Below are 21285 nucleotides of genomic sequence, written 5' to 3'. Positions count from 1 at the left end.
CGTCTTAACCCTCCAGTTCAAAACGGAAATCTTCTACAACCGTGTTCGCGAACAGTTTTTCGCACATTGCTTTGATGCGTACTTCCGCTTCGGCGCGGTCAGTCGTATCGAGTTCAAGCTCCAAATATTTGCCGATGCGTACTTTTTCGACTTCGGCGAAGCCCAGAGTGTGAAGCGCGCCTTGTACAGCGGTTCCTTGTGGATCCAAAACGTTTTGCTTGATGGTGACGTAGACGGTTGCCTTCATAATAGCCTCCTGAAAATGTGGGTTTTTCTCGCAACAGCTTTATTATTCAAAATGTGATTGCCGCTCGGGCGCGGGAGTTATTGCTTACGCCGCTTTCGAAGCCAGGAAACTTTGATTACACGCTATGCGGTAACATCCCGGCTTCAAGAAGCGATCGCTGTCACTCTCCAGCAACAACTTCCCGCTCTCCGAGCTCTCACACTTTGAGATAATACCGTTTCGAGTGAGTCGGTGAAGCAATGGGTTTCTTGCAGAGTTGATGGACGATGCTCGGCGCGGGCGTGGGGGGTTATTGTCTACGTCGCTTTCGAAGCCGGGAAATCTGATTACACCGCTAAGCGGTAATTTCCCGGTCTTCAAGAAGCGATCGCTGTCGCTATACGACAACAACTCCCCACGCTTCGCGTGAGCTCATTACCATCAAACCCTGAGAGGATGGTCGGTGAAGCAATGGGGTGCAGCAGCGCTCTCGCTGACTGCCTGCCTTGACGGCATACGCTTTGGCGTCCCTATGTCAGCGTCAATGCTTGCGCTCGGCGTTGTTTTTGTCATTTCTCCCGCCTGCTTTGGCGGATTTTTTAATATAACGGGATTTACTCCCGTTAATTCAAATACAATTGCCAGTTTGTTGCGATTAGCGGGAATTTTAGGCGTTAATAGCAACAGTTTCGGCGTCCTAGCTCGATTAGGTTACATTTAACGCCAGTTTTTACCGTTAATTCGCTCAACTTACAAGCTGCGATTGAATTAACGGGAGTTTTTCCTGCTAATTTAACCAACTATAAAAGCCAGTTAGCTGCGAATAGCAGTACTTATGGGCGATAATGGCTTCATTTCGATGTCCTAGTTCGATTTGGTGCCGATTAACGCCCGCAAATACCTTTATTTCGCTCAGCATCCCTGCCCTGAATCGAAATATCGTCTAATTTTACCGCTATTCCCGATGCATATGAAGCAGAAATTTGCGGACAGTTACGTTTTCTAAAGTTCGACGCCAGTCAGACGGCGGTAAATATCGCGGTAGCGAGCCGTTGTTTCAGCTACTACGGATTCAGGCAATGGTGCTGGCTTGCTGTCGCGGTCCCAATCGGAACCAAGCAGATACGTGCGCACCGGTTCTTTGTCCATGCTATCGATTTCGATATCCAGCGCATAGTTGCCTTCAGCCCAGAAACGCGAGGAATCCGGCGTGAAGATTTCATCGATCAAAACGACTTTGCCGTCGATAAGTCCGAACTCGAATTTGCAGTCGGCAAGAATAATGCCATGCTCGGCGCAATAGCCGTGAGCGAACTCATAAAGCTTGATGCTGCGGTCGCGCAGCTCTTCGGCAAGCTCGGCGCCGACCATTTCTGCCATTTTCTCAAATGGGATGTCCTCGTCGTGACCAACGTCGTTTTTCGCTGCCGGCGTGAAGATCGGCGCTGGAAAACGTTCGTTTTTGCGAAGGCCAGCCGGAAGCTCAATCCCGTTAATTGCTGATGTTTGCTGGTATTGTCTCCAGCCGCCGCCCGTAATATAGCCTCGAACCACGCACTCGATATCGATGCGCTCCGCTTTACGGGTTACCATGATGCGGTTTTTCAGCAGCTCGGGCTCCGTTACGAGAGCGCCAAGCTTCTCCACATCGGTGTGGACGACATGATTCACTTGAATATCGGCCGTTTGCTCGAACCAGTAAGCCGATAGGCGGTTCAGCACATTGCCTTTGTCCGGAACAGCAGGGTCAAGCACATAGTCGAATGCCGAGATCCGATCCGTTACGACGATCAGGAAATGCTCGCCCAGATCGTAAAGCTCGCGTACCTTACCTTTGTAAATGAGCGGAGCTTTTATATAATCGACAGCCGTCGATAAAGCTTGCGATGTTGCAGTCATCAGGCCAGCCTCCCCTTAAATCAATCCCAAACGAGTGAAAATCGTATCCACATGCTTCAAATGCCAAGCCGGGTTGAAGCAATCGTCAATTTCTTCCGTGGAAAGCACGCTTGTAATTTCTTCCGTATCGCCGATGATGTCGCGGAATTGACGCTGTGTCTCCCACGCTTGCATCGCGCGCGGTTGAACGGTATCGTACGCTTTCTCGCGGCTGAAGCCTTTGTCGATCAGCTTCGTCAATACGCGGCCCGAGAACGGCACGCCGTATGTCGCTTGCATGTTGCGTTTCATGTTTTCCGGGAACACGGTCAGATTGTTGATGATATTGCCCAAACGGTTCAACATGTAGTTAAGCAGCATCGTTGCATCCGGCAAAATAATCCGTTCAACCGAAGAGTGGCTGATATCGCGTTCATGCCAAAGCGCGATGTTCTCATAAGCGGTAACCATATGTCCGCGAATGACGCGGGACAAGCCGGAAATGTTCTCGCAGCCGATCGGGTTGCGCTTATGCGGCATTGCAGAGGAACCTTTTTGACCTTTTGCGAACGGCTCTTCGACTTCACGGAATTCGCTCTTCTGCAAAGCGCGGATTTCGGTTGCAAATTTATCGAGCGACGAAGCGACGAGAGCAAGTGTCGCCATATATTCAGCGTGGCGGTCACGCTGCAATGTTTGCGTCGAGATTGGAGCTGCCGTAATGCCGAGCTTCTTGCACACGAATTCTTCAACGAAAGGATCGATGTCTGCGAATGTGCCTACAGCGCCGGACATTTTTCCGAATTGCACGTTGTTTGCCGCATGGTGGAAACGCTCCAGGTTACGCTTCATTTCCTCGTACCAAAGCGCCATTTTCAGACCGAATGTCGTTGGCTGTGCGTGAACCCCGTGAGTACGTCCCATCATCGGCGTATCTTTATATTGAAGTGCTTTATCCTTTAGGATCTCAATGAAGCGCTCGATGTCTTTGACGAGAATTTCATTCGCTTGAAGAAGCAGGTAGCCGATCGCTGTATCAACGACATCTGTGGAAGTCAGACCGTAATGCACCCATTTGCCTTCAGGACCCGCTTTCTCAGATACCGCACGCGTAAACGCGATAACGTCATGGCGAGTGTCCAGCTCGATCTCATAAATGCGGTCAATGTCGAAATCAGCGGAAGCGCGAAGCGCGACTACATCTTCCTTAGGAATAACGCCCAGCTCGGACCAAGCCTCGCATGCGCAAAGCTCAACCTCCAGCCATGCTCTGAATTTATTTTCCTCTGTCCAAATTGCTCTCATTTCCGGTCTGCTGTAACGCTCTAACATTAATCCTTCACACCTTCCAAATTGTTGTTTCTTCAATCCAGCTCAGTGCGGCTTCCGTGTTCTCAGCCAGCACGTTGACATGACCCATCTTCCGCTTGGCAACAGCGTCCTTTTTCCCGTACAAATGCACCTTCGGCGCTACCTTCAACCGTTCAGCCGACTCATCCCGGTGTGCCGTCAGCGCAAGCAGCGGCTCGACATGCTCACCGAGCACGTTGACCATCACGACTGGACTCATAAGCGTCGTGTCGCCAAGCGGCAAATTGCATACCGCCCGCACATGCTGCTCGAACTGCGACGTTCGGCAAGCCTCCATCGTGTAATGGCCGCTGTTATGCGGGCGAGGCGCAAGCTCGTTTACGAACAGCTCGCCGTCCGCCGTGACAAACAGCTCTACTGCGATAAGCCCGACTGCGCCAAGTCCTTCGGCAATCCGCGTTGCAAGGCGCTCAGCCTCGCGCTGCAGCTCCTCGCTGATTCTTGCGGGAACAATGGACAAATGCAATATATTATCGACGTGTATATTCTCCGCTGCAGGGAACGTTTTAATTTCACCCTGCGGACTTCTCGCCGCTATAACCGAAATTTCCTTATCAAAACGAATGAACTGCTCCAGCACCAGCTGGACCTTCGCGCGCGCGAGTGTCTCATATGCTTCTTCGATCTCATCTGCGCTGCGAATGACCCACTGCCCTTTGCCGTCATAGCCGCCCATCGCCGTCTTCAGCACGCACGGCATGCCGAAGGCAGCTACCGCCTCGCGAAGCTCGTCCACGCTGCGAATCTCGCGGTAGGGCGCGACGCGTACGCCGGCCGCTTCTATTGCACGCTTCTCGCGAAGCCGATGCTGCGTCGTGTAGAGCAGCTCGCTGCCTTGCGGCACGTACGACTCTTCCATGAGCATCGCCGCGACGTCTGCGTCAACGTTCTCGAATTCATAAGTAATGACATCCGAACGCTTCGCAAGCTCCCTTGCCGCCTCGCGGTCATCATAAGCGGCCACGATTTGCTCGGCGACCTGTCCGGTTGGACAGTCTAGGATCGGATCAAGCGCAATGAACCGATAGCCCATCGCGCTGCCCGTATTGGCCAGCATTCGTCCAAGCTGGCCTCCACCTAAGATTCCGATCGTGCTGCCGGGCAGCAGCGTCTTTAGAGGCTGCTTGTCCGTTTCATGACTCATAGCGTTTCACTGCTTTCCAGCACTTCCTGCTTCACGCGCTCGCGGCGCGCTTCCACGCGCGCTTGCACCTCAGGGTCGAATGCTCCCAGCATTTGTGCCGCCAGCAATCCCGCATTCGTGCCGCCCGCGTTGCCGATCGCAACCGTAGCCACGGGAATACCGCCCGGCATTTGAACGATGGAAAGTAAAGAATCCAATCCACTCAGATTTGATGATTTAACGGGAACGCCAATAACCGGCAAAATCGTCTTTGCAGCGACCATGCCGGGCAAATGTGCGGCTCCGCCGGCTCCGGCGATAATTACCTTAAGCCCGCGCTCTACCGCAGTTTCCGCGTATTCAAACATCAAATCCGGTGTCCGATGCGCCGAAACGACCTTTTTCTCATAAGGAATTTGCAATTCCTCCAGAACATCGCAGGCTAATTTCATTGTGTCCCAATCCGATTTGCTGCCCATGATGACGCCCACCTTCGCAGACATGCGATCAAACCCACTTTCATTTATAAGTTTATAAATCATAAAGCTTCATGAACTCGAAGCGGTAAAAACCAGAAAAAGCCCGTCAGCAACCATAGGAATGGGAATGCCGCAGGACCGGAGCGGAAGCAGACGATACGACCGGTATTCATGCGAACCCGCTATCGATAGATCATGCTTCACTTTAATGATGACGAATCAAGCTGCGCCGCATGGCCTTAAAGACAAGAGTAGGCTGCCTCGTGAGAGAGGCAACCTCTATCTAATCAAAAGGGCATCTGTATGCTGCGAACTTGCTTTATGGCGATCGCTCGGTATCGCATGTCGTCTCATCTTGCTCGTAGTCCGAAAATTAAGGTTTCCGGGTAGAAACATTCAGGCCTTATCCCAAATATATACGAGATGAATGTAAATGAAATAGGAAGAAGTTATGATGATTCATCCTTGTATTCCAGTTTTAACTTTAAAGTCATACTTCTGAGTCTTCGGCTTCGACAAACTACAACATGTTTCGCACTGTCAGAGCGCTCCGCCTCAAACCTATTCTAGTTTATCTAATCCCCAAACCACTGTCAATGAAATACGAACATTAAAAGACAATGTTTTATAAAGGTTCGTTTTTTTGAATAAAACAAAGCCGAATTCCGAGTGAAATACCCATATTTAGGGGCTTAACCCACACCGTTTACCTTTCATGCTCCGCTGAAGCCCCATTTCGTTCCATTTTCTCAAAGAAAAGACGCACAAACGCAAAACACGAGAAGATCCGTCTGCGAAAAAATATTGGATGTAGCGTCGGCTGTCTGATCTTATTTTCGTATTATTCCCAATGCTCGGAATTCCCACCCGCTTCTTTTTCAGACTAGGAACAACCTCCGACGAATACAGTTGTAATGGAGACTTTTTTGGTATGCGCGCACATAGAGACCGCAGTCGTAAACGCATGAACAATGAATTTGAAAAGGAGGTTCGGCGAAGATGCAAATTCATGTAGTGCAGAAAGGCGATTCGTTATATAAGCTGGCTCAAAAATTCGACGTATCCGTTAGCGATATTACGGATGCCAACGGGTTAAGCGACCCGAATATACTTGTTGTCGGTCAATCCATAATCATTCCCACTGAAGCAGCCACTCACAGGGTGCTTGTCGGAGAGACGCTTTGGCTGATCGCTCAGCGATACGGCGTTACGCTACAAGAGCTGGCGGAGGTTAATCAAATTAATAATCCTGCGCTCATTTATCCAGGTCAAACGATTGTGATTCCGCAACCGGCACGACCCATCATTGAAGTTAATGCTTACACCGAAAAGTTCGGGCCTGCCGGCGTTGAGCTTGTGCAGGAAATCGGCCAATACTTAACGTATTTAAGCCCGTTCAGCTACCGCGTACAGACTGACGGGTCCTTTACAACCCTTGACGACTCCGCGATCATTAATGCCGCCTACCAATCGAGAGCCGCGCCGATGATGGTCATCACCAATTTTGAAAACGGAACCTTCAGCTCGGAAATTGCCCATGCGGTGTTAAGCGATCCTGCGCTTCAGCAAAGGCTTATCGGAAACATACTCGCCACGATGAAGCAAAAGGGGTACCTAGCGCTTAATGTCGATTTCGAGTATGTGCCGCCCGCCGACCGTGAGCTGTACAACGCCTTTCTGCAGAGACTCGTAGACAGCCTGCATCCGCAAAACTATCTCGTATCCACCTGTCTCGCTCCTAAGCTCAGCGCCACCCAAACGGGTACGCTGTACGAGGCGCATGATTATGCTGCTCATGGACGCATCGTCGATTTCGTTGTGCTGATGACCTACGAATGGGGCTGGTCTGGCGGTGCTCCCCGTGCCGTTGCGCCGCTGAACGAGGTTAATAAAGTGTTGACTTACGCGTTAAGCGTAATTCCAGCACAGAAGATCGTCATGGGCATGCCGTTATACGGCTATGACTGGACACTGCCTTACGTGCAAGGGGGGAAATGGGCACCCACTGTCAGTCCGCAGGCAGCAGTAAACCGGGCTAATCAATACGGCGCAACCATTGAATACGACGTGGAAGCGCAATCCCCCCACTACAACTATTATGATAAGGAAGGCCGCGAGCATACCGTCTGGTTTGAGGACGCACGCAGCGTACAGGCGAAGTTCAACCTCGTAAAAACCTATAACCTGCGCGGCGTCAGCTACTGGGTCCTTGGCGTTCCTTTTCCACAGAATTGGTATGTGCTGCAGGCGAACTTTACGATCAAGAAGCTTGTATGAGGCGTTTTCTTTCATTGTTTGACGGATTATTGCAGACCAAAAACAGGCCGTACCATTCGCTTATCCGAATGGCACGGCCTGTTTCATAAGCTTATTACCGTAATCTACACCAGCCATACCGTCTTCGCGGTAGCAGGTACGCGCTGCGGCTCCGGCGGCGTCATCTCGGGATAACCCAAGTAAATGAAGCCAACTATCCGCTCTTTCTCCGCAAGCCCGAATGTCTCTCTCATAAGGGGATGATACATCGGATCGCCGGATCGCCAGATCGCACCCAGTCCGCTTGCGTGCGCGGCGAGCAGCAAATTTTGCACGGCTGCTTGCGCAGCAGCCAGCTCTTCTTCCAGAACCGCCCGCGGATCATTAGAAGGCGAGCATACTGCCGCTATCACAACAGGTGCGCGGTATGCTTTTGTCCGTTCCTTCGCTAGTCGATCCTCAAGCGCCTGTCCGGTCATCTCCGGTACCGCTGCTGCGGATACGCGCGCATATCCCTCGGCAAGCCGGCCTCGGCCTTCACCGGTCATGACAATAAATGACCATGGCTGCGTATTATGATGGCTGGGCGCCCAAACAGCCGCATCGAGCAGTCGTTCAATAAGCGCGCGGTCTACAGGGTCCTTCTTGACTCTCCCAATCGTTCTGCGCGTGCGAATCGCTTCTTCAACGTTCATCTTCCGTATCTCCTCCATTCATTTGAGTTGTTCCTTCTGCCGTTTGACAAACCTATTACTCGAAAAGATTCAAATACTCGCCGTACCCTTCTTGCTCCAGCTCATTTTTGCCAATGAACCGCAGAGATGCGGAGTTAATGCAGTACCGAAGCCCGGTTGGCTGCGGTCCGTCATCGAACACATGGCCGAGATGGGAATCGCCTTCCTTGCTGCGAACCTCAACCCTTACCATATAATGCGAGGTGTCAGTATGTTCTGCTATTGCTGAAGCCTGCAGCGGCTTCGTAAAGCTCGGCCATCCGCAGCCTGCATCGTATTTATCGCGGGAGCTGAACAGCGGCTCTCCTGACACAATGTCCACATAGATGCCATCCTCGGTGTGATCCCAGTACTCGCCTGTGAACGGACGCTCCGTTCCGCTGTTTTGCGTTACTTCGTATTGAATTGGGGTCAGACGCTGCTTAAGCTCGTCTTTGTCCTTCTTAACCGTCCAGTTCTGCGAGATAAACGCGTCGCGGCCGGAACCTTTACGGTACATTTTATAACGGTAAGGGTTCGTTTTATGATAGCCCTGGTGATAATCCTCTGCCGGGTAAAATGCCTGCGCCGGCTCGATTTCCGTTACGATCGGACGATCGAAGCGGCCGCTAACCTCGAGCTCCTGCTTGGAAGCCTCAGCCAGCTCGCGCTGCTTCTCATCATAATAATAAATGCCCGTCCGGTAAGACTCGCCGCGGTCATGGAACTGGCCGCCCGCATCCGTCGGATCAATTTGCATCCAGAATATGTTGAGCAGCTTCTCGTAGGGAAAAATTTGCGGATTGTACGTAATTTGCACCGCCTCCGCATGGCCGGTCGTCTCCGAGCAAACCTCCTCATAAGTCGGGTTGACGGTATGGCCCCCCGTATAGCCGGAAACGACCGAGATAATGCCGGGCATTTCTTCGAAAGGTGAGACCATGCACCAGAAGCAGCCGCCTGCGAACATGGCTTTGGCTTTGGTTTGGCTTGCGCCGTTATTTGTAATTGGTTGATCCATACTGATCATCCTCCTCAATGGTCTAATGATAATGACTATCTCTAGTATACATGACGAGGTGGGTCAACAACAAAAAAGGAGGAAGCGCCGAGTCCATAAGGCGCTTCCTCCAAATCATTATGATTTAAAATCCGATGCTGGAAGAAATACGAATAAGATCGGCAATGAGCTTGCTCCAGGCGACGTATATTGAATGGTCACCTCAGGCGCTGCCTGCAGGCCTGCCGCTCCCTCAGGTCTTAGCTGCGTGTAAAGCAGCGCACCCTCGCCTACTTTCACATGTCCGCCGGACGGCACCGAAACGACTTTCCCGTTCACCGTGACCGCTCCTTGGAAAATACCCGCGCGCGGATTCAAAATAATACGCGTTCCGTAAGCGACGCTTTTGAGCTTGATCGTCGTCACGGCGCCATACTCCCCGCCGTTAATCGTCATTCCGCCCGTCAGCGCATCCACGCCCGCCATAGCTGGACCGCGCTGGCCAAGGCGAAGCTTGCTTTCGGTCACGCCAACCTTTTCAGTTACTTCGATATATTGATCGGTATCAAAAAACTTGCCGCGGTTGCCGACTTTCTCCAGCTCCGGCAGCTTAAATACCACGCTTACCGGATCCGTGAATTCTTTTAGCGCCATCGTCGAGAAGGTCAATTCGCCATCCATGTCCACATCAAGCAGGCCGGAAAAGCCTTCATCCGGATTCATGATGATTTTCTCCATCTCCGGCATGAGGTTGATGGATGCGCCCGGCTCAATGATCATTTCGCGCGGCTGAGACGGCACAAAATATCTGCTTACCGCAGCGGATCCGAACTGAAGCGCGCTTACGCTTGGTCCAGCCAATCCCCGGTTGCCTATCGTCAGCTTAATGCTCTCCTCACCCTTGTTCGTTGCGACTACCGCTAGCTTTAGCCGTTCTTGGGAGCCGTTGCGGTGATGGAGGAACAACCGGCTTGGATCATTCAACGTATCCTCATAGAGGAGACCCTCACCGAAGAAACGCTCCGGCGCATTCGACATGTACAACGTGCGTCCGCTCTTGGATTCAATGGTCGAAACCTCTTTAAAGGTGTTCATCAGCTTTCCGTCGAGTACGAATTTATCGCCCGGATTACCATAACGCATGTAATATTCGTAAGGCGAGTACATCACTTCATCCGTAACGGTGATATCTTGTGACACGACTCCGCTGCTAAGTCCTTCGCTGTCGTAAACGCTCAGCGTTACCGTGTAGACGCCCGGCTCGAAATAGGTGCTTTTGCGTCCTGTCCAGATCGGTTTAACGGTCTTGCCGTCCGGATCATAGCTGAGATCCTCGTATTCGATATTCTCGCCCTGCTTCACTTCGAGCGGTGCATTGAATTTGGCTACGGGCGCGACATTCGGCTCCGGCTGAATCGTAATAGTGATTTGCTTCAGCTGCGCGTTATAGACGTAACCCGCATTCCATAGGAACTTTACCGCGGATAAAGGGACATGCATCGTGCCATTGATCCGCATAGCCGCATTTGGCAAAAGCAAATAGCTGCCGTTGCGGTTCGCACCGCGCATGTTAACGTTCAGTGTTACTTTGTTGAAATAAGTATCGATATGAGTACCCTTGCTATCGTTATATACGCTTGCGCCTACAGAAGTCGCAATCGTACGGACAGGAATCATCGTGACTCCTTTTACCACCGGAAGCGGCGTTGTCATTTGCTGCGTTTTCCCGTTCAACGACATTTGTTTCGAACCGTGGACAAATACCAATTTTATCGGCTGACGCTCTGCCGCATGCGCCTCTTCCTTCGCTCCAAACCCTGCTCCCACAAGCGAAACTAGCAAGCTAGCAACAACAATTCGCTTGGCCATTCGACTGATCCAATTCACTTTACTCATCCTGTTCTCCTTCCAAATTTACAGCATCGACTGCTGCATCCCATATGGTTAGACGCACAAGTGGGTAAGAATGTTCCGCTGATTTTTAAAATTTACAATTTATTTCCACCTCACATAGGGGACATCTACTTCTCTCTTTGTTACAATAAGATGACATGCGCAACTATTTGGCATGATTTGATGTCTAGAATACTGAACCCCATGCTTGCAGTTCGTTCATCCGATCTTTCGTGCAAGTGACTAACAAGAGAGGTGAATGAATAGAATGAGTGATTTGATTTTGGAACAACGTACTGCCAGCCAATACGACAAGAAGACACGCAAAAAGAGAGGAAACCGTACCTTTCTCCTCTTCGTCTGCGTATGGGTCATTATTATATGCTCCGGCATACTTGGCGCGAAATGGTATACCGAACGGATTCAGCAAACCTTATCCGCGGATCTGGAACGGCAAACCGCAAGCCAAATTACAGCCATGCAGCAAACCTACGAGGCTCGCATGCTTCAGCTTGAAACGGATTATACGGCAGATCTTACTGAGCTTAAGGCAAAGGTGGATGCGCTAAACGAGCTGCTTACGTTCACGAAGGATAATGCGGCCTCCAAGACCGATAACAGCAACAAGCTGTACACGCAGCTGAACGAGGTGAAGAAGCAGCTGAATGAGCTGCAGAAGAACTTGGATGTGCTCAAATGAATATCACCGTAAGAGCATTAAACCGTACCGCCTTACTCGCATGTGCCCCTTTTCTAGGCGTAATGATCTGGCTGCTATTATCCGATATGGTCATTCAATTATCTACCGAAGCATTCCCGAAACCTGTCACCGAACAAGCAAGGCTGCCCGAAGCCGATATTACGCATGCCGCGGCAGGCCTTGATCTCGCCCAGGAAATTGCGTCGCAAACGCGGGAATCGATTCAAAGGCAAATAAAACTGTACCAGCAGACGAATGCGGATATGGCGAAAATTTCGTCGATTGCAGCCTCCCAAGCGATGAAGCCTCTGCAAATTTACGATCGCAATATTACGCGAAAGCTTGGCAATGCGTCTGCAACCGTTGAATCCGACAAGCTTAGAGCCCAGCTCTTCTACATAAAAGCAGAAAACTTTACGGCCTACGCGCTAAAAGTAAAGCTGAAGAGCAAAGATGCCATGACGATGTCTCTCGGTGGCGACGAGCTCGGCAAAGCAGAGTCTACGCTTGCTGCGGTCAACCGTCACGGAGCCATTGCGGGCGTCAATGCGGGCGGCTTTGCGGATGGACGCGGCAAGCGTTATCCGCTCAGCACGACCATCGTGGACGGTAGCTACGCAACAGGCTTTGAACCGCCTCACGCGGATTTGTTTTTTGTCGGTTTAAATGAACAGAATGAGCTGATCGGCGGGAAATTCGTAAGCAAGGCGCAGCTGGATGCCCAGAAACCAAGATTCGGCGCTTCCTTTGTGCCCGTGCTGATGAGAGGCGGGGCTCCGCAGCCGATCCCGATCAAGTGGCAGACAAGCCCGAAGCGGGCGCCGCGAACCATTGTAGCCAACTATAAAGACGATCAACTGCTGTTTATCGTAGCCGACGGCTATAACGAATCCGGGAGCTCCGGCGCCACGCTTGGCGAGATGCAGCTTCTCCTTCAGCGTTATGGCGCCGTGGACGGCTATAATCTCGATGGCGGCGGCTCCTCATCACTTATTTTTAATGGACGAGTCATTAATAAGCCTTCGGATGGACAGCTTCGGAAGCTGCCGACTCACTTTCTGTTTTTCAAATAATTAGGCTCGCATAGCGCGTGACGATGATTTCTGAATATACTACTATCGAGCTTCCCAATTCAGACTCCTACTATCGTTTTTCGGAAAGGAGCAGCACGGATGGGCATCGGATCGAAATGGTATCGCAAATCATTGTTGACGATTACGGGCATGCCGCTTGTAGAAAAGCTTTCAACGAACTATGGCAAAAGGCTCGCCAGCCGGTTTATTGCGGGAGAAACGCTTGATGAAGCTTTGGATGAAATCGAGAAGCTGGGTGAGCTCGGCATTATGGCGACCCTTGATCATCTTGGGGAAGGCATTCGGGATTTAAGCGAGGCAGCGGCATACAAGGAACAATACCTGAAGCTAATCGAGGGCATTGCCAAGCGTAAAGTAAACTCCAACGTCTCGTTAAAGCCGACCCAAATGGGACTCGCGCTAGACCATGCAGCCTGCTTTGCAAATATTCGAGATGTTGTGAAGCATGCGCGGCGCCACCGAAACTTCGTTCGAATCGACATGGAGAATACCCCTTTCACCCAAGCGACAATCGATATCGTCAAACGGCTTCATGCCGAGGGGTTGACCAATGTGGGTACCGTGCTGCAGGCTTACTTATTCCGAACGGAGCAGGATGTCAGGGATTTGCTGCAAGCACGGATAAGCCTTCGCCTCGTCAAAGGCGCCTATAAGGAATCAATCGAGGTTGCCTATCAAGACAAGGGCAAAGTCGTCGATAGCTTCAAAAACATGATTAAGCTTCATTTGGATAAAGGCATTTATACCGCGATCGCTTCGCATGACGATGCGATTATCAGCTGGGTGAAAACCTACGCGCGCGCGCATCGCATTCCAAAAAACGCCTTTGAGTTCCAAATGCTGTACGGTCTCCGAATGAGTGAGCAGGCCCGTCTGGCAAAGGAAGGCTACCGCATCCGCTGCTACGTCCCCTATGGAAGCATGTGGTATCCCTACTTCACCCGCCGTTTGGCCGAAAAGCCCGCTAACCTTATGCTGGTGCTCAAGAATATGTTCTAAAAGAAAAGCTGAAGCCTGTGCGGGCTTCAGCTTTTTTTAAAATATAAGAATTTATAAGTTTTCGAAGCTTATCGGGATTCTTATATTTCACCGCGAAACGAGCTTTTGCCTCCAAAGGATGGCGACAGCTGTTTACGCTTGTCATTCCAATGCGTTTGCCGAGGAGCTGGAAGGGATGGGCTCGTCAATCATCCGATTACCGGACGATGCTCGGGCTGATGGCGGACGACAGAGCCGTCTGCTAAGCGCAGCCACGATTCCACGTTCCTCTCGTTCTCGGTCAAACGGATCACGCGGGCGCCTCGCGGGAAGCCTTCCTTGCCATAGGTATTGTACCCGGTCGCCCGTCCGTAATAAAGGCGGATCCCGTAAAGCTCTCCCCAAAAATCGTTCGTATGGTCATGTCCGCAGAAGGTTGCTGTTACGTCACCCTGTGCCAGCATTGCCGAAAAGAAACCTGCTTGCGTCCGTGCGGCGCAAACTTCTTCGTTTTTATCCCCATAACATATTTCCCTGTCCCATACTTCTTGATATTCCGGGAGCGGGATGTGAAAGAATGCGATGGCCGGCAATACTTCATCCTGCATCCGAGCTCTCCATCCCCGTGACTGTTCCAAGTACCACTGCACTTGATCATGCTGAATCCAATCGTAGCCGGGAACGCTGGGCAGCCTGGAGTAATCGCCGGAGTCAAGGCAATAGAGCAAGGCGGCCGCTTGATCGTTGTCAGCCCCGAAGACAGGAAGCACATAGTTGCCTGTGCCGTGGATTTCCCGCGGTCCAGGTTCAGCTAAAGTATACGTGTGCTTCAGCACCTCGCCCATCAGCTCGTCGCGGGTAATGTCGTTCTCCGTATCATGATTACCGAATACGATCCCCCATGGAATGCCGCGCTGCTCCGCAGCGGCAACCGCCTCCCGAAACGCTTGTTTCGGATCGTCGCATAAGCATGACCCATCCGAATCCTTGCCCGTATAAATGACATCCCCCGTAAACATAACAAAATCCGGTTGTTCAGCATCAAGCACAAGCTCCATCGCTGCTTTCGACTGCAAATCCAGCTCGCCCCCGTCCTGCCAATGAATATCGGTAAATTGGACAATGGTAAAAGTGCCGTCTTTGCGAAAACGAAGCTCTTTAGCGTTTCCCATCTTCATCCTACTCCCTCTCCAATAAGTAGATAAAACAATGATTTAATGCCCGGATGACGCAATCATGATGATGCCCATGACAACAGCGACCGAAGCCGTAATTCTTCGGATCCCCTGCGACTCCTTCAACACGAAAAGGCCGAGCAGCGTGCCGAATACGATGCCTACCTCCCTCATAGGCGCGACCGTTGAAACATTGGCATTTCTAGCTGCAAACAAAAACAGCAAATACGAACCAGGCGACAAAATAGCGCCAATCCATATCCGATTCGAATGTGTGCGGATAACATGCCTTAAACGATTAGAATGAACAACCGCAGGCGTCAATCCAAGCACAAATCCGATGTTCGTCACTTCAAGCAGCGCGAGCGGTGAAAGATGCTGCAAATTCGCCTTATCGATAAGCGTATAAATGGTAATGCATAGGCCGACGCTCATGGCCAGCAGCATCGGCTTAAGCGAAGCTTGCTGCCCCTTGCCCGAGGATCTTCCAAGCATGACGACGAACCCGGTCAGCATAAAGCAGAGTCCGATCCAGCCCCATAAAGCCAAAACCTCGTCAAACAAAATTACCCCAAACGCTGGAATAAGCAAGGTTGGCGTGCCCCGCATGACGGGGTACACTTGCGATAAATCACCGGCGTTATAGGTGTAGGCAAGCAGCAGCGAGTAGATGCTTTGCATGATAAGCGACGCCCCGATTAACAGCCACATAGCCAGCGATAATGATGCGCCAGCTAACTCATTGACGAGCGTCGGCAGCAAGAGAATGGTCGCTGGCATATAGATCACCCATAAGAAAACTGCTTTATCCGTGCTTTGCTTCGCCAGCATATTCCATACGGCATGTGCCAAGCCGGAACACAATACAAGAATAATAGAGATAACAAGCAATGAGGCAACAACTCCTCTAATCCTTCTTTTCCAACATAATAACACACAAACACACACATTTACAATAACTTAATATAAAATACACAACAGTCAAAAAAAAAGATCCTTGGCCATTTGCCAAGAATCGTTAGGACATCGAAGCCCCTTTTCCTTATTCCATTCTACTCGTAAACGATCTCAATACCGCTCCGTTTGTATTTCGCGACTAAATCCAGGTCGATCTTCGAATCCGTAACGAACCGTTCAACCTCCCCACAGCCGCATACCTTGAGCAGGGAGACCTGATCAAATTTGCTGCTGTCGGCAAGAGCGATTGTGCGTTTCGCTTTCGCTTGCATGATTTTCTTCACCTGCACCTCGCCAATCGCGTTGTCGGTAATGCCGTCTTCCAATGTAACCCCGCTCATGCTCATAAAGAAAAGGTCTGCGTGGAAGCGGGACGCGAATTCTTCTGCCAAATCACCGATAATACTCTGTTCCTCTTGCCGGATAACGCCGCCGATCATAACCAGCGTATAACCGGGCATATCCATTAATTCATTTATGATCGGAAGCGAATTCGTAATGATCGTTAGTTTATCGAACTTTGCCTTGAGCGCCTTCGCGATCTGCGTGTTGGTTGTGCTAACATCGAGTGCGATGGACATCCCTTCCGTTACATATCGAACGGCCAGCTGCGATAATTCCGTCTTCTCCGTCAAATAGATCGATTCACGAATCGGCAATGGGATTTCGGTGCTATAGTCCAACTCTTTCAGAATCGCGCCGCCATGGACCCTCTGCAAATATCCGGCATTCTCTAAATGCTCCAGATCCCGCCGTATCGTTTCGAATGAAACGCCGAACGCTTCCATAAGCTCCGATGCACGAATGGATTTATCCGAATTTATTTTCTGGATAATTAATTGATGCCGCTGCTGTACAAACAATTGCTTTCACTCCTTTATTGCCAAAACTTCCGGACTTCATTGCTTCTGATTAGTAGTCTACCATAAATTGGCCGGGAGAGCTTAACCGATAGATACCATCGTCCACCGAAAGCTTTGCATGCAGAAGACTGATGCAGCAGGACGTTTATGGCCTGTTTAGTTAGCTCCGTTAATTTTTAACGCTATAGCTGCCTTCAGCATTTGCATGTCGCGCTCGCTGTTCAAATAAAGCCGCTCCGCTTCCTGCTGGGTAATGGCTTCGAAACGGAAGCGATCGCCTGGCTTTAGCTGCGCGAATACCGGAATATCAACCGTGGCGACCTGCGCGATACGCGGATAACCGCCGGTTGTCTGTCTATCGGACAATAACACGATGGGATTGCCGTCAGAAGGGAGCTGGACGGTGCCGTTTGCGACTGCCTCCGAAAGCAGCTCCTGAGGCGAAGCGAGCGCAAGCTTCTGCGCGCCTTCAAGCCGGTAGCCCATACGGTCGGACTGCACGGCGATTTGATACGTTTGACGAAACAGCGCCTGCTGGCTGTCCTCCGTAAACAGCTCGAAATGGGAGCCAGGCATTGCGCGAATGATGGGGTCTGCCAGACTATCCGCTATCGCAAAATGACTCGCATGCCAATGCGGCACGGCGAAGCCTCCATTCAGGCCGCCGCTCAGCAACGATTTGATTCGCTCGGACAGCAAGCCTGGAGCCTGGGCAGAAAGCACATCTCCCGACTTAAGCGCTCGACCCTGATAACCTCCGATGGCGCCGCGCAAATAAGTGCTCCTGCTGCCCATCACGACAGGCACATCAAATCCTCCAGCGATCGCTAAGTAAGAACGGCAGCCCGATTGGCAGGCTCCGAATTTAATGATGGATCCGGCGCGAATGAGTGCAGGCCGCCAAAGCGGCAGCCGCTCACCTGCCGCTTTCACGGAAAGATCTGCACCGCAGATCGCGAGAATAATATCTTTGTCGATAAGCAGCTCCGCTCCGGCCAGCGTTATCTCCAGCACGGCTTCATGGCCTTCATTGCCGACCAACACATTAGCTGCCCGCGCTGCTCCCGTATCCATGGCTCCTCCCGGTACGACGCCGTATTTCTGAAAGCGATACCTGCCGAGATCTTGAACGGTAGATAGCAGGCCGGGACGAACGACGGTTATACTCATAATTCACCTTCAATGTACAGCTTATATTCTTCGCTCGTTATCGGCTTGAACTGCACGGAATCTCCGGGCCTAAGCAGGCTTGGAATCTCTTCCTGCGGGCGAAACAGCGCAAGCGGCGTCCTGCCTATAAGCTGCCAACCGCCCGGAGTCGATACGGAATAAACCCCCGTCTGTTTGCCCGCGATACCGACGCTGCCCCGCGGGATGCTCGTTCTCGGCGTCTGATGTCTTGGTGCCGCTATTCGCTCCGACATCCCGCCCAAATAGGGAAAGCCGGGCGCGAAGCCCAGCATATACACCAAATAAGATCCGGCTGCATGAATCGCAATAACCTCTTCCTCCGAGAGCCTATTAAGCTTCGCTACAAGCGAAAGATCGGGTCCGTATTCGCCGCCGTAGCAGACAGGGATCTCCACGGTCCTGGTCAACTGATCCGCTGCGCTTAGCAGCTCTTTGCTAAGGTATGTCTCCAGCCTTGCGCGAACCGTTTCAAAAATAGTATCATGCTTAAGCTCTTCCCCAGCACGGCTTCTGCTCACGAGCAGCGGATCATAATGGATGGCTACCGCGGCAAAAGAAGGCACACACTCTATAAAGCCGGCAAACGGCTGCGCCTCTATAACATCAGTAAGGCTCCTCACGAAACGATTAAGCTCGGTGCTGATGCAGCTGGCCAAACGAAAAATGATCGCTGAATCCCCAAGCGGCAGCAGCTCATAGGGGAACGGACTATCCTTTATCATCATCTTCATGCCCCATTTCCCGCTTTTTTTACGGCAATCCCCTCTGCTTCCAAGGCTTCCCGAAGTCGCTGCACATGCTCCAGTGCACCTGGCGTATCGCCATGCACGCATACTGTATCTGCTTTCAAAATAAATCCGCTCTGCTGACGGGTTTGGACCTCTCCCTCTTTAATCATTTTGACCGCTTGTGCAGCCGCACGGCCCGCATCCACAATCACTGCGCCCGCTATCTCTCGCGGCGTAAGCGATCCGTCCGACTCATAGGTTCGATCCGCGAACACTTCATTTATCGTATGCAAGCCGATAGCTTTTCCTGCGAGAATAAGCTCGCTGCCCGCCAAACCGAACAGCAGGAGGCTAGGGTCAACCCTATAGACTGCCTCGGCAATTGCATCCGCCAGCTGCCTGCTCCTCGCTGCCATATTATAGAGAGCGCCATGCGGCTTCACATGCCGAACAGTGCCCCCTTCCGACTTGGTAAAAGCTTGAACGGCCCCCAGCTGATACACCGTCATATCGTAAGCTTCCTCCGGCGTGATGTCGATCACACGTCTCCCGAATCCGGCCAAATCAGGCAGTCCGGGATGCGCGCCGATGGCTACGCCGTGCTCCAGCGCCAGCTTCACCGTACGGCGTATCGTCGCGGCATCACCAGCGTGAAAGCCGCAGGCAATATTTGCTGAAGTAATATATTTCATCAGCTCGCTGTCCGAGCCGGTGTGGTACACGCCAAAACCTTCACCCATATCGCAATTCAAATCGACCTGCTTCACAAGGCTCCTCCTTTCGCGTACTCAAATATGCTATTTCAAAATTATATCAAATTACCACCGAGCGTAAACGGCTGTCGCTTTCCTATGGCGGCAAAGCTCGTTTCGCGTAGATCTATAAGCATATTTATAATGTGAAAACCTATAAATTCTTATAGATCGAGCGTAAATGGCTGCAGCCTTCCATAAACCTTTGTACGCAAAAAAAGAAGCAGCGCCGGTCCAGCGCTGCTTCTTCCTTTATGAACTCTATTCCCCGCCCATGAACACGTAACGGCCAATAATCAGCACCGCTAGAATCCACATGAGCCAGTGAACCTTGTATTTCCCTTTGCCCGTTGCATTCGCAACCGTTGCAAGCAATACGTACGAAACGATACCGAATGAAATACCGTTTGCAATGTTGTACGTCAACGGCATAAATGCGAGTGTCAGGAATGATGGAATGGCGTAAACCATATCCGAAAAATCGATATCCTTGACCGATTGCATCATCAGCACGCCTACGATAATAAGCGCGGCAGCCGTTGCCGCACCCGGAACAAGCGCAACGATCGGTGACAAGAAGATCGCAAGCAGGAAGCAAATGCCCGTTGTTACGGCAGTCAAGCCTGTACGTCCGCCTTGCGCAATGCCTGCCGAGCTTTCGACGAATGCGGTAACCGTGCTCGTACCGAGCACCGCGCCGCCGCTGACGCCGATGGCATCCACGAACATTGCCTTACCAACACGCTTCTTGCCTGTTTCCGGATCCTTCATATAACCTGCGCGGTTTGCCGTACCGACGAGCGTACCGAACGTATCAAACATCTCAACGAAGGTAAACGTCAGGATAACCGTTACAAGCCCGACTTCAAACAGGCCCGCAAAGTCGAAATGCCAGAAGTTCATTTTCGAGAAATCAGGCACCCAGGTTTGGCCCGTAAATGCGGCTTTCACGTCAACATGGCCAATTAGAATCGCGATAACGGTCGTGCCTAGAATGCCGAACAAAATGGCTCCCGGTACGCGAAGCACCATCAGCACGCCGATGAGCAGCAGCGCAATAACTGTAAGCACAACCGTCTCATTGTGGAAGCTTCCCAGCTGGATAACGGTTTCGGATCCGCTAACCGGCGTGAACACTCCTGCCTTGATGTCTGTGAAGCTTGATACGGCGATTGTCATAATGCCGCTGTTTTTCAAGCCGATAATCGTAATAAACAAGCCGATACCGACCGTAATCGCATGCTTCAGGCTGTCTGGAACAGCGGTGATAAGCATTTGGCGAATTTGCGTCAGCGTTAAGATAATAAAAATAATTCCTGAAATAAAGACGGCTGTCAGCCCCATTGCAGGCGAGATCGGGGTATCCGTAGACGCCGATGCGATCACGACGGATGCAAAGTACGCGTTAAGGCCCATACCGGGAGCAAGCGCAACAGGAAAGTTAACGAACAAGCCCATTGCAATGGTGAAAATTCCGGCAGCAAGCGCCGTAGCTAGAAATACGGCAGTCCAGTCTAAGCCTGCTGGCGTAAGTATAATTGGATTGACAGCCAATATATATGCCATCGTCATGAAAGTCGTCAGCCCCGCCATAATCTCTGTTCTGACATTTGTTCCGTGTTCCTTTAAGCGAAAGAAACGTTCCATTTTGATTACAAACCTCCCAAAAATGTGGTGGAACAAACAAAGAAACCTAGGAATAAATGCAATAAATCGCATTTCTCCTAGGCTCTGCAAAAAGGGGAAAAGTATACCCGCTGGACCGATGCGAGCTTTTCCGCCATTTTCGTAGCCTGATCATTTACGGTGACCGAGTAGAGACTCTCAAGCCGATTCTTGAGATTATACGAAAAAATATGCTGTTGTTGTTTTCCGTTTTCAATTCTAAAGAGAATATGTCCACTTTGT

Annotated in this window: 20 protein-coding genes and 2 riboswitches; of the genes, 5 read left to right on the top strand and 15 right to left on the bottom strand. The window is 51.2% G+C overall.

Annotated elements, in window-relative coordinates; all coding sequences use genetic code 11:
- Positions 1-4: 4 nt before the first annotated feature.
- Positions 5-250, bottom strand: a complete 246-nt coding sequence (gene purS, locus RCO25_RS05195; protein ID WP_171056467.1) for a phosphoribosylformylglycinamidine synthase subunit PurS — start codon at positions 248-250, stop codon at positions 5-7.
- 439 nt (positions 251-689) lie between these two features.
- Here purS and RCO25_RS05190 point away from each other — a divergent pair, with 439 nt between their 5' ends.
- Positions 690-947: a hypothetical protein gene (locus RCO25_RS05190; protein WP_308995070.1), complete on the top strand. Its 258-nt coding sequence runs from the start codon at positions 690-692 to the stop codon at positions 945-947.
- A gap of 281 nt (positions 948-1228) precedes the next feature.
- On the opposite strand, the gene RCO25_RS05185 is transcribed toward RCO25_RS05190, so the two are convergent.
- Genes RCO25_RS05185 through purE form a run of 4 tightly spaced genes read right to left on the bottom strand, consistent with a single transcriptional unit; the run spans position 1229 to position 5101 of the window.
- Positions 1229-2125, bottom strand: a complete 897-nt coding sequence (locus tag RCO25_RS05185) for a phosphoribosylaminoimidazolesuccinocarboxamide synthase (RefSeq protein WP_308995069.1) — start codon at positions 2123-2125, stop codon at positions 1229-1231.
- Between the two features lie 15 nt (positions 2126-2140).
- On the bottom strand, positions 2141-3436 hold the full coding sequence (purB, locus tag RCO25_RS05180) for an adenylosuccinate lyase (RefSeq protein WP_308995068.1): 1296 nt from the start codon (positions 3434-3436) through the stop codon (positions 2141-2143).
- Between the two features lie 7 nt (positions 3437-3443).
- Positions 3444-4619 carry a 5-(carboxyamino)imidazole ribonucleotide synthase gene (gene purK / locus RCO25_RS05175; protein ID WP_308995067.1) on the bottom strand — a complete coding sequence of 392 codons (1176 nt, stop codon included), beginning with the start codon at positions 4617-4619 and terminating at the stop codon, positions 3444-3446.
- Positions 4616-5101, bottom strand: a complete 486-nt coding sequence (purE, locus tag RCO25_RS05170; RefSeq protein WP_114378329.1) for a 5-(carboxyamino)imidazole ribonucleotide mutase — start codon at positions 5099-5101, stop codon at positions 4616-4618. The genes purK and purE overlap by 4 nt, the downstream gene beginning before the upstream one ends.
- Positions 5102-5419: 318 nt before the next feature.
- Positions 5420-5519, bottom strand: a riboswitch (purine riboswitch).
- A 557-nt stretch (positions 5520-6076) separates the two neighbouring features.
- On the opposite strand from purE, the gene RCO25_RS05165 reads away from it, so the two are divergent.
- Positions 6077-7354: a glycoside hydrolase family 18 protein gene (locus tag RCO25_RS05165; protein WP_308995066.1), complete on the top strand. Its 1278-nt coding sequence runs from the start codon at positions 6077-6079 to the stop codon at positions 7352-7354.
- Positions 7355-7458: 104 nt separating this feature from the next.
- Here the strand turns inward: RCO25_RS05165 and RCO25_RS05160 are convergent, their stop codons facing one another.
- The 3 genes from RCO25_RS05160 to RCO25_RS05150 all read right to left on the bottom strand — a co-directional run bounded on the left by RCO25_RS05160 (position 7459) and on the right by RCO25_RS05150 (position 10942).
- Positions 7459-8028, bottom strand: a complete 570-nt coding sequence (locus RCO25_RS05160; RefSeq protein ID WP_308995065.1) for a nitroreductase family protein — start codon at positions 8026-8028, stop codon at positions 7459-7461.
- Positions 8029-8083: 55 nt separating this feature from the next.
- Positions 8084-9067: a peptide-methionine (R)-S-oxide reductase MsrB gene (gene msrB / locus RCO25_RS05155; RefSeq protein ID WP_308995064.1), complete on the bottom strand. Its 984-nt coding sequence runs from the start codon at positions 9065-9067 to the stop codon at positions 8084-8086.
- 117 nt (positions 9068-9184) lie between these two features.
- The gene (locus tag RCO25_RS05150; protein WP_308995063.1) at positions 9185-10942 is read right to left on the bottom strand and encodes a stalk domain-containing protein; all 1758 of its coding nucleotides are present in this window, start codon (positions 10940-10942) and stop codon (positions 9185-9187) included.
- A gap of 265 nt (positions 10943-11207) precedes the next feature.
- On the opposite strand from RCO25_RS05150, the gene RCO25_RS05145 reads away from it, so the two are divergent.
- The 3 genes from RCO25_RS05145 to RCO25_RS05135 all read left to right on the top strand — a co-directional run bounded on the left by RCO25_RS05145 (position 11208) and on the right by RCO25_RS05135 (position 13732).
- Positions 11208-11639 carry a hypothetical protein gene (locus tag RCO25_RS05145; RefSeq protein WP_308995062.1) on the top strand — a complete coding sequence of 144 codons (432 nt, stop codon included), beginning with the start codon at positions 11208-11210 and terminating at the stop codon, positions 11637-11639.
- Positions 11636-12712, top strand: coding sequence for a phosphodiester glycosidase family protein (locus RCO25_RS05140; protein WP_308995061.1), 1077 nt, complete (start codon positions 11636-11638; stop codon positions 12710-12712). The genes RCO25_RS05145 and RCO25_RS05140 overlap by 4 nt, the downstream gene beginning before the upstream one ends.
- 99 nt (positions 12713-12811) lie before the next feature.
- The gene (locus RCO25_RS05135; RefSeq protein WP_308995060.1) at positions 12812-13732 is read left to right on the top strand and encodes a proline dehydrogenase family protein; all 921 of its coding nucleotides are present in this window, start codon (positions 12812-12814) and stop codon (positions 13730-13732) included.
- Positions 13733-13920: 188 nt separating this feature from the next.
- Here RCO25_RS05135 and RCO25_RS05130 read toward each other — a convergent pair whose 3' ends face one another.
- The 7 genes from RCO25_RS05130 to RCO25_RS05100 form a co-directional block, all read right to left on the bottom strand.
- A complete protein-coding gene (locus RCO25_RS05130; RefSeq protein ID WP_308995059.1) occupies positions 13921-14883 on the bottom strand; it encodes a metallophosphoesterase family protein in 963 nt (320 codons plus the stop codon).
- A gap of 42 nt (positions 14884-14925) precedes the next feature.
- Complete coding sequence (locus RCO25_RS05125) at positions 14926-15777, bottom strand: EamA family transporter (protein WP_308995058.1); 852 nt, start codon at positions 15775-15777, stop codon at positions 14926-14928.
- A 161-nt stretch (positions 15778-15938) separates the two neighbouring features.
- Positions 15939-16706 (bottom strand): DeoR/GlpR family DNA-binding transcription regulator, encoded by a 768-nt coding sequence (locus RCO25_RS05120; protein WP_308995057.1) that lies wholly within the window; start codon positions 16704-16706, stop codon positions 15939-15941.
- A 156-nt stretch (positions 16707-16862) separates the two neighbouring features.
- Positions 16863-17876 (bottom strand): 5-oxoprolinase subunit C family protein, encoded by a 1014-nt coding sequence (locus RCO25_RS05115; protein WP_308995056.1) that lies wholly within the window; start codon positions 17874-17876, stop codon positions 16863-16865.
- Positions 17873-18628, bottom strand: a complete 756-nt coding sequence (gene pxpB, locus RCO25_RS05110) for a 5-oxoprolinase subunit PxpB (protein ID WP_374992063.1) — start codon at positions 18626-18628, stop codon at positions 17873-17875. The genes RCO25_RS05115 and pxpB overlap by 4 nt, the downstream gene beginning before the upstream one ends.
- Complete coding sequence (locus tag RCO25_RS05105) at positions 18625-19392, bottom strand: 5-oxoprolinase subunit PxpA (protein WP_308995055.1); 768 nt, start codon at positions 19390-19392, stop codon at positions 18625-18627. The genes pxpB and RCO25_RS05105 overlap by 4 nt, the downstream gene beginning before the upstream one ends.
- A gap of 246 nt (positions 19393-19638) precedes the next feature.
- Positions 19639-21024 carry an NCS2 family permease gene (locus RCO25_RS05100; RefSeq protein ID WP_308995054.1) on the bottom strand — a complete coding sequence of 462 codons (1386 nt, stop codon included), beginning with the start codon at positions 21022-21024 and terminating at the stop codon, positions 19639-19641.
- A gap of 122 nt (positions 21025-21146) precedes the next feature.
- Positions 21147-21247: riboswitch (purine riboswitch) on the bottom strand.
- Positions 21248-21285: the final 38 nt, after the last annotated feature.

Source organism: Paenibacillus sp. LHD-38 (assembly GCF_031157315.1).
In the GTDB taxonomy this organism is placed as follows: domain Bacteria; phylum Bacillota; class Bacilli; order Paenibacillales; family Paenibacillaceae; genus Pristimantibacillus.
This window is presented reverse-complemented; position numbering and strand designations above follow the sequence as displayed.

What these genes read in the sequence shown, in the direction of transcription:
- RCO25_RS05185 (WP_308995069.1), bottom strand. Translation starts at nt 2,125, where the DNA reads ATGACTGCAACATCGCAAGCTTTATCGACGGCTGTCGATTATATAAAA.
- purB (WP_308995068.1), bottom strand. Translation starts at nt 3,436, where the DNA reads ATGTTAGAGCGTTACAGCAGACCGGAAATGAGAGCAATTTGGACAGAG.
- purK (WP_308995067.1), bottom strand. Translation starts at nt 4,619, where the DNA reads ATGAGTCATGAAACGGACAAGCAGCCTCTAAAGACGCTGCTGCCCGGC.
- purE (WP_114378329.1), bottom strand. Translation starts at nt 5,101, where the DNA reads ATGTCTGCGAAGGTGGGCGTCATCATGGGCAGCAAATCGGATTGGGAC.
- RCO25_RS05165 (WP_308995066.1), top strand. Translation starts at nt 6,077, where the DNA reads ATGCAAATTCATGTAGTGCAGAAAGGCGATTCGTTATATAAGCTGGCT.
- RCO25_RS05160 (WP_308995065.1), bottom strand. Translation starts at nt 8,028, where the DNA reads ATGAACGTTGAAGAAGCGATTCGCACGCGCAGAACGATTGGGAGAGTC.
- msrB (WP_308995064.1), bottom strand. Translation starts at nt 9,067, where the DNA reads ATGGATCAACCAATTACAAATAACGGCGCAAGCCAAACCAAAGCCAAA.
- RCO25_RS05150 (WP_308995063.1), bottom strand. Translation starts at nt 10,942, where the DNA reads ATGAGTAAAGTGAATTGGATCAGTCGAATGGCCAAGCGAATTGTTGTT.
- RCO25_RS05145 (WP_308995062.1), top strand. Translation starts at nt 11,208, where the DNA reads ATGAGTGATTTGATTTTGGAACAACGTACTGCCAGCCAATACGACAAG.
- RCO25_RS05140 (WP_308995061.1), top strand. Translation starts at nt 11,636, where the DNA reads ATGAATATCACCGTAAGAGCATTAAACCGTACCGCCTTACTCGCATGT.
- RCO25_RS05135 (WP_308995060.1), top strand. Translation starts at nt 12,812, where the DNA reads ATGGGCATCGGATCGAAATGGTATCGCAAATCATTGTTGACGATTACG.
- RCO25_RS05130 (WP_308995059.1), bottom strand. Translation starts at nt 14,883, where the DNA reads ATGGGAAACGCTAAAGAGCTTCGTTTTCGCAAAGACGGCACTTTTACC.
- RCO25_RS05115 (WP_308995056.1), bottom strand. Translation starts at nt 17,876, where the DNA reads ATGAGTATAACCGTCGTTCGTCCCGGCCTGCTATCTACCGTTCAAGAT.
- pxpB (WP_374992063.1), bottom strand. Translation starts at nt 18,628, where the DNA reads ATGAAGATGATGATAAAGGATAGTCCGTTCCCCTATGAGCTGCTGCCG.
- RCO25_RS05100 (WP_308995054.1), bottom strand. Translation starts at nt 21,024, where the DNA reads ATGGAACGTTTCTTTCGCTTAAAGGAACACGGAACAAATGTCAGAACA.